The sequence below is a fragment of the Vibrio diazotrophicus genome, from assembly GCF_038452265.1.
Classification (GTDB): domain Bacteria; phylum Pseudomonadota; class Gammaproteobacteria; order Enterobacterales; family Vibrionaceae; genus Vibrio; species Vibrio diazotrophicus.
Genome location: NZ_CP151842.1, coordinates 1,693,381 through 1,706,629 on the forward strand (window position 1 = coordinate 1,693,381; position 13,249 = coordinate 1,706,629).

The 13,249-nt window shown below is 44.1% G+C and carries 11 protein-coding genes; 8 read left to right on the plus strand and 3 right to left on the minus strand.

What is annotated here, in order from left to right; all coding sequences use genetic code 11:
- The first annotated feature begins 79 nt into the window (after positions 1 to 79).
- Positions 80 to 2,428 carry an AAA family ATPase gene (locus tag AAGA51_RS07690; protein ID WP_042482315.1) on the plus strand — a complete coding sequence of 783 codons (2,349 nt, stop codon included), beginning with the start codon at positions 80 to 82 and terminating at the stop codon, positions 2,426 to 2,428.
- Positions 2,429 to 2,452: 24 nt separating this feature from the next.
- Complete coding sequence (locus AAGA51_RS07695) at positions 2,453 to 3,331, plus strand: mechanosensitive ion channel family protein (protein ID WP_102954884.1); 879 nt, start codon at positions 2,453 to 2,455, stop codon at positions 3,329 to 3,331.
- Between the two features lie 87 nt (positions 3,332 to 3,418).
- On the opposite strand, the gene AAGA51_RS07700 is transcribed toward AAGA51_RS07695, so the two are convergent.
- Together AAGA51_RS07700 and AAGA51_RS07705 are read right to left on the minus strand one after the other, a co-directional pair.
- Positions 3,419 to 5,449: a sensor histidine kinase gene (locus tag AAGA51_RS07700; RefSeq protein WP_042482312.1), complete on the minus strand. Its 2,031-nt coding sequence runs from the start codon at positions 5,447 to 5,449 to the stop codon at positions 3,419 to 3,421.
- Positions 5,439 to 6,893, minus strand: coding sequence for a sigma-54-dependent transcriptional regulator (locus AAGA51_RS07705; RefSeq protein ID WP_042482310.1), 1,455 nt, complete (start codon positions 6,891 to 6,893; stop codon positions 5,439 to 5,441). The genes AAGA51_RS07700 and AAGA51_RS07705 overlap by 11 nt, the downstream gene beginning before the upstream one ends.
- Before the next feature lie 295 nt (positions 6,894 to 7,188).
- Between AAGA51_RS07705 and AAGA51_RS07710 the strand changes: the two genes are divergently transcribed.
- The 6 genes from AAGA51_RS07710 to AAGA51_RS07735 are packed head-to-tail and all read left to right on the plus strand — an operon-like array spanning position 7,189 to position 12,075.
- On the plus strand, positions 7,189 to 8,007 hold the full coding sequence (locus AAGA51_RS07710; RefSeq protein WP_255209364.1) for a substrate-binding domain-containing protein: 819 nt from the start codon (positions 7,189 to 7,191) through the stop codon (positions 8,005 to 8,007).
- 9 nt (positions 8,008 to 8,016) lie between these two features.
- Positions 8,017 to 8,715: an ABC transporter permease gene (locus AAGA51_RS07715; protein WP_042482306.1), complete on the plus strand. Its 699-nt coding sequence runs from the start codon at positions 8,017 to 8,019 to the stop codon at positions 8,713 to 8,715.
- An 8-nt stretch (positions 8,716 to 8,723) separates the two neighbouring features.
- Entirely contained in the window at positions 8,724 to 9,434 is a 711-nt protein-coding gene (locus tag AAGA51_RS07720) for an energy-coupling factor ABC transporter ATP-binding protein (RefSeq protein ID WP_042482305.1), read from the plus strand.
- A complete protein-coding gene (gene mobA, locus AAGA51_RS07725; protein ID WP_042482303.1) occupies positions 9,412 to 9,999 on the plus strand; it encodes a molybdenum cofactor guanylyltransferase MobA in 588 nt (195 codons plus the stop codon). The genes AAGA51_RS07720 and mobA overlap by 23 nt, the downstream gene beginning before the upstream one ends.
- Positions 9,996 to 11,765 carry a bifunctional molybdopterin-guanine dinucleotide biosynthesis adaptor protein MobB/molybdopterin molybdotransferase MoeA gene (locus tag AAGA51_RS07730; RefSeq protein WP_042482300.1) on the plus strand — a complete coding sequence of 590 codons (1,770 nt, stop codon included), beginning with the start codon at positions 9,996 to 9,998 and terminating at the stop codon, positions 11,763 to 11,765. Before mobA ends, AAGA51_RS07730 begins: the two co-directional genes overlap by 4 nt.
- A 31-nt stretch (positions 11,766 to 11,796) precedes the next feature.
- Positions 11,797 to 12,075: a DUF2960 domain-containing protein gene (locus AAGA51_RS07735; RefSeq protein WP_042482298.1), complete on the plus strand. Its 279-nt coding sequence runs from the start codon at positions 11,797 to 11,799 to the stop codon at positions 12,073 to 12,075.
- A gap of 66 nt (positions 12,076 to 12,141) precedes the next feature.
- Here the strand turns inward: AAGA51_RS07735 and nagK are convergent, their stop codons facing one another.
- Positions 12,142 to 13,053 (minus strand): N-acetylglucosamine kinase, encoded by a 912-nt coding sequence (gene nagK, locus AAGA51_RS07740; protein ID WP_042482296.1) that lies wholly within the window; start codon positions 13,051 to 13,053, stop codon positions 12,142 to 12,144.
- Positions 13,054 to 13,249 lie beyond the last annotated feature (196 nt).

Genomic DNA, 13,249 nt, shown 5'->3' on the forward strand with positions numbered 1-13,249 from the left:
CTGGATATCTGTATCTAAAACCGGATATACGATCTACACTGTTTTATGAAATCAATGGCTTACTTTAACGATAACGCATATGCAAAATTTGTTACGTCTTTTTTTGATGTTTTGGCTAGTGAGTGGACAAGCAGCCCATGCCGAATGGGATGTGAATAATATCAACACCACGCCAACAGCGAACAACAGCGCTTTAGAAATCGAGCAGCAGATTAAAAAACTGCCAGACTCTTTGTTCATGACCCAAAGTGAATATCTTGAGGTCTCTAGACTGTTGCATTCAACACTCTCTCTACAATCGAATAACATTAATGATTTCTCACAGGCTTTAGTTGCCTACCGCAATCAAGATGATGACTTCAATTGGTTTAACTTGGAGCAAAGCTATCTCACTCAGGTGAGTTTAACCCATTCAAAACAACAATTACTTCGTTTGGCGGATGAACACACGAGAGCAGAAGTTACCGGATTTGGCCCTACAGGCGTTCTTCAGTTCAAACAGGAATGGAAAGTGGCTCAACTGAGCGCCGAATACCTGTTTTATTTCCAGATACGCAGTTTTCAGTCCCTTATCGATGATTTGCTAATCTCCCCTGTACCGTTTATCTGGTCAGTGTGTAAGGTGCTGTTTATCTACTTTTTATTGGTGTGGTGGCTGAGACACAGCAAGAGACTCATTGAACTGTTTCGTAACACCTATTTAAAAGACAAATCAGAACCTTCGCTTTGGGCGCGTATTGTCTGGTATGCCAGCAAGGCAAACAAAGCTATAGCGTGGCTGATTGCGATAACTTTCTCACTGCAAGTACTTGCGGAAATTAAGAGTTTGCAGCACCTCGTCTATCTCGAAATTTTCATTTGGTGGATCTGGGGCGGCTCTATCGCCGTCAGCTTGATTCTGGAATTTACCTACAGAACCAGTCATACCTCGAATAAGGCGCTAATGGCGTTAAGGCTCAGCACTATTCGCCGTATTGTTTGGACGGTGATCATTACGGGTGTGATTCTCCAGCTTTCTATGCGCACATTGGGTAAAGGAACCATCTATTACTGGATTCTCAATACCATGTATGCATGGTTCTTTGTCATGATAGTGTCGGTGCTAAACCTGTGGCGTGAACGTATTTTCGCGTATGCGGAAAAGGCTTCAGACAGACCGCTTTGGGTTAACTGGACCATCAGTAAGAAAGATGCGTTCGCCGTCAGAGTGTTCGCCACCACCATTACTCTAGCGTGGCTGTTAATGCATACGTTGCAATACCGACTTATTGCAGCGCTTTCAAACTACACCTTCTTCAGTCAGGCCCTTGCTTATCTGTTCAGAATCGAAGTTGCTAAACAGAATGAAAGTATTTCATCTGACCATAACCACGTCCGTATAAAAGGTGATGAAGCTTTTGAATACATTCTACCGGGTTCTATGGATAGCGAACTGATAGATTATGCCGCTGACGAAATAAAGCAGTTATCCCGCTACTTACTGACCGACAGTCCAGCAATCTGCGTTGTAACGGGTGAACGTGGTATTGGCACCACAACTTTACTTTATACCTTGCTGCACAAGGTAAAGAACGCTGAGCCTTTGTACCTGAACTGCCCGTATTCAGGCTACGCAGAACTGCTTGAACTGCTGGCGTTAAGCTTAGGTTTAGAAGCGGAGTCATCCGAGATTCAAATTCTTTCCCATTTACGTAAGAGTGAACAAACCTATCTGATTGCAATAGATAACGCTCAACGTTTGGTAAAACCTATGGTCGGTGGACTAAACAGTTTAATGAAACTCACCAACCTACTTCGTCGCTCTAAGAAAAATCACCGTGTGATTATGGCCATCGAGAAATCGAACTGGCGCTTCGTCGACAGAGCGCGTGGTGAACGACTGTTGTTTGACTGGGTTACGGTTCTTCCTCGCTGGAATGAGAAACAGATGGTAAACCTGCTTGATAGCCGGATTAACCGAGAGATCGAATCGCCTGTCAGTTTTGAAGGGCTTGTGGTACCCCGTCAATGGGATCAGGACGATTCCAGTGATGACGAACGTGCGAAACAAGGCTTTTACCGTATTCTTTGGCACTATTCCGACGGTAACCCTACGGTTGCGTTGCGATTCTTCCGCCGTTCTTTGAACCGCAATAAAGAAACGGGAGTGGTTAATGTCAATTTGTTCCATGTTCCTGACTCGCAAGATCTGGAACAGATGCCGAAACCTATGTTGGCCGTTCTACGTTCTATCGTGCAGCTTGAGGTCGCTTCTAGTGAAGAGTTGTCCAAGTGTACTCAGCTAAGTATTGCTGAAGTCATTGGTATCGTGCGTTATTTCCAAAGTCGCGGATATTTGGAATGGGCAGAAGATAAAGCGCGTGTTTCTGATCACTGGTATCGCACGATTACCAATGTTCTCGATCGCCAACATTTACTGGTGAAATAAACAATGAAGAAAAGTACTACTCACATGTTTTCACGTTTTATTGTTTTAGTTTTACTCTGCCTCGCATTGCCAAGTTATGCGAGTGAAGAGTCCGTTAACGCGGAGAGCTTTCAACAGATCGCCAGCTTAGTCCGATGGAGCGGCGTACTATTCTCTATTCTGATCATTGCTGCCACTTGGCTGTTACTGAAGTTCATGAGCTCATTAGTTGAGACGATTGGCAGTCAGTTTGCGCAATATCGCATGTTGCTGCAAAAGCTCCAGTCGTTTCTCCAGTTCTTTATTTACATGGGTGCTGGTGTGGTGGTGTTTGTCCTCAGCTTCAGGATCAATGACCATATTTTAGCTTTAATTGGCGGTACGTTAGCGGTGTCTGTGGGCTTTGCTTTAAAAGACTTGGCAGCATCGTTTATCGCTGGAATGACGGTTATGATTGACCGCCCGTTTCAAGTGGGTGACCGTGTCACATTTGAGGGGCATTATGGCGACATCATTACCATTGGCTTACGTTCTGTCCGTATGCGTACTCTCTCAGACGACATTATTACCATCCCAAATAACAAGTTCTTAAACGAAGTGGCTGTCAGTGGTAACTATGGAGCTCTAGATATGCAGGTGGTGATTCCATTTTATATCGGTATGGATGAAGACATCGTTTTAGCGAGAAATCTTATCCAAGAAGCCGCCTCTTCCAGTCGTTACATTCATTTACCCAAACCTGTCACTGTATTGGTTAAGCAGACCATTACGGATAACTATTTGGCGGTTCAGTTAACCTGTAAAGCTTATGTGGTCGATACGGCATATGAGAAGCTGTTTGAGACAGATATTACTTTGCGGGTCATGGATGAATTCAAACAACACGGAATTAAACCACCGAAGATTGCGATTCACGCACAATAGACCTTCGCAACTGTTTGAAACGGTAGTTTTAGACTGATAACAAAATGCCTCGGTATCGAGGCATTTTGCTTTTTTGCGTTATCGAAATTAAGAGACTGATTTAGCGATAATCAGGTCTGTGTCTGCCTTAACTGGCAGGAAAACACTGAATACACTGCCCTTACCGACTTCCGACTGCACTCTGATCTCGCCGCCAGTTTGGCTGAGCATACTTTGAGATACCGATAATCCTAACCCCGTACCATCACGCTTAGTGGTATAAAAAGGATCAAATATACGTTTGAGGTTCTCTGGCTTAATACCGCATCCTTCATCTTCAATCGTAATGATGGCGCCGCAACAGCGATCTTCTTCAAACCAGTCTTTGCTCTGAATTGTCAGTTTGCCTTTAGCATTCATGGCATGGATAGCATTCATCTGTAAGTTAACTAGAATCTGCAACAGCAGATGGCGATTAACTTCGACGGATTTATGAGCGTTAAGATCGACAACAAACTCAATATCTCGCTTTTTAGCGCCGGTTTTCACCAGAGTGATACTTTCTTCAATGATTGGGTTAACGTGCTGCCAGGTAATTTCATCCTGTACACCACCTTGCCGGCTGTATTGAAGCAAACTGCGTGTAATATTTCGGATTCTGTCCACCTGCTCCAAGATCGCCTGAATCTCTTCCTCAATGCGAGCGCCTTCTTCACCTAATTCAAATTGAATAAGCTCCGTGTTACCCAAGATCACTGCGGTTGGGTTATTGATCTCGTGGGCTATCCCCGCTGTCAGTTCACCAAGCGCAGCCAGTTTTTCGTGCACAATCAGTTTATCCCGCGTGGTATGCAGTAATTCGATATGGTGTTCAAGCTGTTCGGTTTTTTCTCTCAGCTTCGTCGTTCTAGAGTGAACCTTTTCTTCCAGTTCGTTAGCCGCGTTCTGAATTTCATCATTTCGTTGTTGGAGCAGATCCAGCATGTTGTCGAACTGCTTCGCCAGTTGTGCTAGCTCGTGCTTTTCATCTAAGCCAAGCGGACCAATGCGCTGGTTCTTACCCAATTGAACAAGCTTTACTACGCGATGTATACGCTCAATCGGTCGGAAGAGATCACGTGACCCGCGATAGACAAACAGACTTGATATCGCCAATAGTACTAACGTTGTCACCGCGATTTCAAAGATGTTGGTAAGGTAAGTTTTGACAAACGGCCACATCAAATAGCCGGTATAGAGCATACCGATTACTTGGTTATTCTGATTTCGAATCGGTTGATAAGCAGTGATATACCAAGCATCGTACACATACGCTCGATCAATCCAGTCTTCACCACGACCAAGAACGACTTGTTTCACTTCGTTCGATACTCGAGTACCGATGGCTCGCCCTTCTCTTTCATCGCTATTGAGCGGCACGTTGGTACTGACGCGTAAATCATCCAAGAACAAAGTGACGGTACCGACTGGCCTTAACTTATCGTGTGTATACGGATAAACAATATCGCGAATTTCGTCGATTAATCCGCTACTGTTATTCAGTAGCTCACCACCATCAAGAAAGCCAATCGCCTTATTGTTGCTGTCATATACCGTCACTACTGTACGGCTGACCAAACCTCTGCTCTCAAACGCTTCGCCGCTCAACTCTTTGACTTTTGCGCGTTGCGCTAAGCTCGGTTCTAGCTTTTGCAGTTCTTCACCACTAAGCACATCAAAAAACGTTTTATTTGGGCTCAGCTCAGTATAGTGAGCATCGTTTTCTGTTGAGTTAATGGGGTGGAAAGTCAGGAAATCGAGTTGATAACGCTGTTTTTGGTTTTTCACCCAAACGTCTACAGAAGTTATGGACTGACCGTTCAAACGCACTCGAAACTCATAAGAATCAGCTAGCGCCTGAATCCGATTCACCTGATTCTGTTGTTGGATTGAAATTGATTTATTGGCAACGCCAAGTCTTTCGGCAACATCAACAAGTGTACTCTGCCATGTGTAATGAAGAGACCAATAGATTGAAATCGCAATCAGCGCGAGTAAGGTAAAGCCTATGGGAACGGACGTCAGGATCAAAAGACGGTAGCGAACCATGGTCTGAAAGCGATGTTTCCATTTACGCCATAGCGGAAAATCATTCCACATTTTCAGTCCCTTCGCTTTCCCACTCTTTGTACTTACGTTCTAACGTTTTTCTTGCGACGCCAAGATCTCTCGCAGCAGCTGATTTATTTCCTTCATGGAAATCAACCAGTTGTTCAATATGCGCTCGCTCTACATCTTTAAGTGTCCAAGCATTAGGATAACCCGTTGCCTTATCTCGCTTTTTGTTTTCAATGTACTCAGGCACGCCTGCTACATGTGACACCGTCACTGATATATTCGCTGGATGTGCTATGCCATTCATCTCACGCCAATAATGGGCAGGCGGTTTACCCAACAAGATGCAGCGTTCTATAAGGTTTTTCAGTTCTCGGATATTGCCCGGCCAATCATAATCGTTCATCGCACTGACATCTTCATGCGCCCACTTCGGAACAGGCACTGCCAGCTCTTTACACAGTTTTTGCGTAAAAAATGGTACCAACTCTCTTAAGTCACTTTTGCGGTCACGTAAAGGCGTGACATCAATTTTGAGCACGTTTAGACGGTAATAGAGATCGCTTCGGAAACGACCATGTTCGACTTCTTTTTGCAGATTGCGGTTTGTCGCAGCAACGATTCGAACATCGACGTTTATCTCTTTCTCAGAACCTACTGGGCGAATGGCTCGTTGCTCTAATACTCGCAACAAAGAAGATTGCATGGTGAGTGGCATTTCACCTATTTCATCGAGAAACAAAGTGCCGCTATTAGCCACTCGGAACAGACCTTCACGGCTTTTCTTCGCGCCAGTAAATGCGCCTGAAGTATGTCCAAACAATTCGCTTTCCAACAACTCAGGAGCAATTGCGCCGCAGTTAACAGGAACAAATGGGCCTTTTCGGCCACTGGCCTCGTGAATACCACGCGCTACCAACTCCTTACCTGTTCCCGATTCACCTTCAATTAACACCGAAGCTCTTGAAGGGGCAAACTGTAAGATTAGCTGCTTGAGTTGTTTGGTTTTTTCAGACTGACCAATAATCTGGCTTGTGGTATGTCGCTCAAAGTCATGCTTCAACGCATATTGCATGCGGGCACTTAAGCATTTATCCATACAGCGTTTAACAGCCTGCATCATCTGTTCTAAGTTAAATGGTTTAAGAATGAAGTCTGACGCACCGAGTTTTAGCGCTCTGATTGCTGTTTCTAAGTCGGCATAACCCGTCATAAAGATCACTTCGGCTTTATGATACTCGTCGGTGAAGGCTTCTTCCCATTCAATGCCAGATCGGCCAGGTAAATTGATATCGAGAATGATTAAATCGTAATGATTGGCCGTACGCAGTGATTCCGCTTCTTCAATAGAGCTCGCACAATCCACTTTAGAAAACCATTTGCTTAAGGCTTTCTTCAAAATGGCCTGCATACCCATTTCGTCATCGACAACAAGAACCGAAAACGCCTGATATAAAGGAGCTTGCTTTGAATCTATTGTATTGCTCATGAGTTTCTCAACGATAATTCATTAGGACAGAACGACTCACATAACCATACTACTGATGTGCCCATGTTGAGACATTTTGTCCCTACAAATGTGCGCTATCGCCTAATTTTGTAAGATTAATCATGATATTGTCTAATTCCCATACAAAAAGCCTAGTTTTAAATGTGGCATCCAGTTTGCTATGTCTGATCTGCTATAAGTCAGATTCACTCATCGTTTAGACGTAAATTGGCGCTCGATCTAGCTCAGCCCACAATGAATAAAATTAAAATGTAAAATTAAAATGGATTTCATAATGAATAATAAGATTTCTCTTGCTCTTGCAGCAACGTCATTGGTTTTAGTCAGCTATTCAGCATCCAGCGCGGATGATACACAACGCATTCGCTTAGCCACCACGACCAGTACCTACCATTCAGGATTGTTAGACTACTTACTGCCAATTTTTGAAAAAGAAGCCGGCTATAAAGTGGATGTCATCGCGACAGGAACCGGTAAAGCACTAAAAATGGGTGAAAACGGTGATGTTGATTTGGTAATGACACACGCACCTAAAGCAGAAGCAGACTTTGTTGATAAAGGATTCGGTGTACTGCCTCGCAAACTGATGTACAACGATTTTGTTTTAGTTGGTCCAAACAGCGATCCCGCTAAAATCGCGCAACAGAAAAATGTCCTTGATGCTTTTAGCCATATTGCCAAAGACGGTGTGACATTCATTTCTCGTGGTGACGATTCCGGCACACACAAGAAAGAATTGGGCATCTGGGCTCAGGCTAAAATTGAACCAAACTTTGGTGGTTATAAGTCTGTAGGACAAGGCATGGGACCAACGCTCAACATGGCTTCTGAGCTGCAAGCCTATACACTGACAGACCGTGGTACGTGGTTGGCCTATCAGAACAAACTGGACCTTAAAATTGTTTTTGAAGGCGATGACAAACTGTTTAACCCATACCAAGTGATTCTTATCAATCCAGAGCGTTACCCTGCTACCAATTATCAAGCAGCAAAAGCATTTAGTGATTGGCTGGTTTCTAATGAAGGACAACAGAAAATCAACAGCTTTACTCTTAACGGACAACAACTTTTTGTTGCGAACGCAGACAAATAACGGTCGTGTATGAGCCTTTGGCAAACTACCCAAGACGCACTGACATTACTGATTAATTTTGACGCTGAACTCTGGGAGATCGTTGCGGTCTCCTTTAGCGTTTCATTATCAGCTATTTGTGTGGTGTTAATTCCAGCGATGCTTTTTTCGTTTTTGCTTGCTTACAGCAACTTTCGCGGCAAATGGCTTTTGCTGTCAGTGATAAACACACTTCAAGCGGTTCCAACCGTCGTGATCGGCCTGCTGTTGTATATGTTGCTTTCACGCTCCGGTCCATTGGGAAACTGGTCATTACTTTTCACCCAAAAGGCAATGATCTTAGGTCAGATGTTGATTTGCTTCCCTATTCTGGTGTCTATGATGCACGGCACTCTTCAATCCAGTGACCGACGTTCTGTTGAAACCGCTATGACTCTTGGCGCTTCGACACCAAGGATTGCAGCGACCATTATCTGGGAAACACGTTTTCCGTTATTAGCAGCCGTGATCGCAAGCTTTTCCAGAATCGTGACCGAGGTGGGCTGCTCTATGATGGTTGGCGGAAATATTATGGGCTTAACGCGAAACATCCCTACTGCCATTGCTATGGAGAGCCATAAAGGCGCTTTTGCTCAAGGAGTTGCATTAGGAATGGTGCTACTATGCTTAGCACTGGCCTTGAACTTTGCACTTTCCGCAATGCGTGGAAAAGGCTTTTTGAGAACGTAAGGATAAGAATGACAATAACACTTAACGCTCAAAAGTTATCAATGCGCTTTAAAGATCGAGTGCTATTCCACATCGATCATCTGTCTATTGGACCAAATGATGCTATTTATCTAAAAGGCGATAATGGTGTCGGAAAAACAACCTTACTTAAAATTTTGGCGGGTTTGCAGAAACCTTCCACAGGAAGTGTTTCAAACTCTTTGCCTTGGTGGCAGCGAGTTGTTCATTCGTCCGCCCGTCATCAAGTTATCTATCTGCATCAAACCCCTTACCTGTTTGATGCTACCGTATATCAAAACGTACTGTACGGAATTAAATTCTCGGCACTGAGTGCAAAAGAAAAACGTTCTACCGTGATAAATGCTTTGCGGATGGTGGGTTTAGAAACGCTGGCAGATGAACATATCTCGGTGTTGTCTGGCGGTGAGAAACAGCGTGTGGCAGTGGCACGCGCTTGGATTCTTAATCCTTCTATTTTGCTCATGGACGAACCGAGTGCGTCACTTGATCAGGAATCTATCGACAGACTGGTTATAATGGCAAAAGATTTGTTGGCCAGAGGTTCAAGTCTTGTCATCACGAGCCATCAAGCCAACGCTTTAACCGCAATATGCAAAAAACAGTGGTGGATTAATGATTGCACGCTTATCGAAACACCATTGCTACACATAGTAAAACCAGAAAAAGAGAGAACCAATGTTACTTCCCTCTCAAACTAGTTGGGTCATTCTTGCCGGTGGGCAAGCGACTCGAATGGGTGGAAATGATAAAGGGCTTATTAAGCTTAATAACAAACCGCTAATTGAACATGTCATTGAACGATTGCAGCCACAGGTTTCGCAAATTCTGATCAATGCCAATCGTAATCTCGATAAATATAGTCACTATGGAACCGTCATTAGCGACAACTTCACTGGTTTCCCCGGACCTTTAGGGGGAATTCACAGTGGTTTAGTTAACGCGCAGACAGATTGGGTCGGTTTTGTCCCTTGTGATAGTCCGTTAATTTCCGATGATCTTGTTGAGCGTTTCTGTCACGCTGTCAACGACGAAAGCGATATCATTGTTGCCCACGATGGAGAGCATTCTCAGCCCGTATTTACGCTCTACCATAAACGTGTTTTGCCAAAACTCACTGCATTCTTAGAGCGTGGCGACAGAAAGATAATCTTGCTTTATAACGACTGCCACACTTACTACGTCGACTTCAGTGATTCGCCACAGTGTTTTGTCAATTTAAATACGCCAGATGAACTGGCGCAATTCGGAGCGTTACAAATATGAGTCCTCAACGCCCTTCACTGCCTTTATTAGGTTTCGCCGCTTACTCAGGAACAGGCAAAACGACATTGCTTGAAGCGCTCATTCCTAAATTAACGAATGCAGGGCTTCGCTTAGGTGTTTTAAAACATGCTCATCATGACTTTGATGTCGATATTCCAGGCAAAGACAGCTATCGATTACGCAAAGCTGGTGCTAGCCAAATGCTCGTCGCATCGCGTAATCGTCATGTAATGATGACGGAAACTCCGGATGCCGAAGCAGAATTCGATTATCTGCTTAGTCGTTTTGACTGCGAAAAACTAGATATTATCTTGGTCGAAGGTTGTAAAAACATAGCCTTCCCTAAAGTTGAGTTACATAGAAACGAACTCAATAAACCGTGGTTGTACCCAAACGATAAAAACATCATCGCGATTGCTGCAGACGAAGTAGTTGAAAGCGAACTCCCGCAGCTTAACATCAACGATTTAGACGCTATCGCGCAGTTTGTTGTCGATTACGCAAAAGGTTTTGGCACAGAAAAACCGACCTCGGGTAGCTGTGATACCTTGTCTCCAGCCTTTTTATCGGTAGAACAAGGACGACAAGCGATACTCGAACGCGTTCAGACGCTGACAGATATTGAGACTACTGAGTTACCAAGCGCATATAACCGAGTATTGGCGAGAGACATTACATCGCCAGTGAATGTGCCGAGCTACAGAAACTCTGCTATGGATGGTTTTGCTATACGCGGCGATGACTTAAATCGAGAACACTATCAAGTGGTCGCAGAGATAATGGCTGGCGACAGTTACGCTAACGTTGTTGAACATGGTCAGGCGGTGAAAATCATGACCGGAGCTGCGGTTCCGCAAGGCGCTGATACTGTCATCATGCGTGAACAAGCAAGCGTAACTGGTGAAACCGTGACTTTTGGCAGTGCAACAATCAAAGCAGGTCAGAATGTCCGCCAAGCGGGCGAAGATTTAGCCATTGGCCAAAATGTTTTCTCCATCGGTCAGCGTTTATCTTCACCTGAAATAGGCATGCTGGCGTCATTGGGAATGAACCTTGCTCCGGTTTATCGCAAATTAAAAGTTGCTATTTTTTCTACAGGCAACGAAGTTCAGGCTCCAGGCACACCTGCCAGTGAGTCACATATCTTTGATTCTAATCGATACACACTCATGGGGCTGTTAGCCCATTTAGGCTTTGAGACTATTGATCTTGGAATCATCGAAGATGATGAGCAATCCATGATGAATGCTTTGAACAACGCTTCTCAATCGGCAGATGTTGTTTTGACCTCTGGTGGCGTATCGGTTGGTGATGCCGATTTCATTAAGTCTGCACTAGAGTCTTTAGGCACAATAGAATTCTGGCGTATCAACATGCGTCCCGGCCGCCCTCTCGCGTTTGGCAAAATTAACAACACACCTATCTTTGGTTTGCCGGGTAATCCAGTTGCCGTTATGGTCTCGTTCATTAATTTTGTTGAGCCAGCACTGCGTAAAATGCAAGGTGAAGTAAACTGGAATCCATTGAAAGTTCCTGCGGTCGCAACAGAAGATCTCCGTTCTCGCCAAGGGCGAACTGAGTTTACTCGTGGCATTTACAGCTTTAATGAACTTGGACAGCTGACAGTGAAATCGACAGGAAAACAAGGTTCAGGGATTTTACGCTCGATGAGCGAAGCTAACTGCTTAATTGAAATATCTCCGGCAGTAGACACAGTTAAAGTCGGCGAAAGCGTGACAATTATCCCACTTCAAGGCAGAATCTAGCGCTTAGAATTTGCTGCAAACGAGAGAAGCTATGGCTCGCACAATTATTTATACCTACAAAGATGAAGAGAAGACGCTGACTTTCTCTTACCAACAGCACAGAAATATCCACGAAGCTGTTGCTGAAGCAGAAGGCATAGACATTACAGACTATCTGAAAATGGAGCTGCAGCTAGAACTTATTTCTGACTCTAAGGCAGTTCGCAACTATCGCGACAACCATTTCAAAAAGTTAGGTTTTGGTGTCATCACCATGAAACCTAAAGAAAACTTAGGTGTAGGTAAAAAGCCAAAACCTCAAGTTAAGTAAGCAATTAGAAGTAAAAAAGAAGGGCTTGATTATTCAAGCCCTTCTTCGTTTTTATTCTCTACTGCATTACTTGATATTCAAGAATGCTGCACCGCGTACGCCGCCTGAATCACCGTGTTTTGCTTTGATGATTTTCGGACATTTAGCAACAGAAAGTAGGTGCTTTGAAATTCGCTTAGGCACTTCTTGGTAAATCAACTCAAAGTTTGACAGACCACCACCAAGAACCACAACATGTGGATCATGTGCAGTGAAGATGTTGCCAAAGCAGATTGCTAACAGTTCCATGAACAGATCAACATGTTTTACTGCTTTCTCTTCACCTTCGTTATAAGCGTTGATGATGTCGATAGCTTTCTTTTTCTCGCCATTGTTGTGAGCATAAATCAGCTCAAAACCGCGTCCTGAAAGATAGTTATCCATACAGCCTTTATTGCCACAGCCACATTCTAGAAGTGGTGCTTTATCACCGCCTAAATGGAACCATGCATCAATAGGAAGACGCATATGACCGATTTCACCCGCAACGTGGTTACGGCCAGAAAATACCTTACCGTTATAGATAAGACCACCACCGAATCCAGTACCTAGGATCAAACCTAGCACTGATGGTTCGTCTTTTAGCTCATCGTCCCATGCTTCAGAAAGAGCGAAACAGTTCGCATCGTTTTCAATTTTTACACTGCGGCCAATCTTAGCTTCTAGATCGGCACGTAGTGGTTTACCTTTTGCAGATGGAACGTTTACTGTCAGTACTGTTGCATCGTCAGCATCTTCCATACCCGGTAAACCTAAACCAATTGTGCCTTCTACACCAAATTCAGCATCATACTTAGCGACAAGACCAGCAATGGTTTCAACAAGCTGTTGGTAATCTTCAGTTGGTGTCGGAACACGTTCAGTTGCAACACGTTCAAGTTTCTCGTTGAACGCACCAAATTCAATCTTAGTGCCACCGACATCAAAGCCGTAATACATGCAAACCTCTCCTACTCTATCCCGGTAATAGGGAAATCATTAAAATCGACTCACTCACCAATTGCACCATCTGTTATCCGATTTCAATTCAAGGTATCTATCTGATATCTGCACAATTAATTCGCGATTAAAAAATATTGGCTTATTATCCATAACCGACCCTATGCAATCCGTGACCAAACACTTATTTATCCGG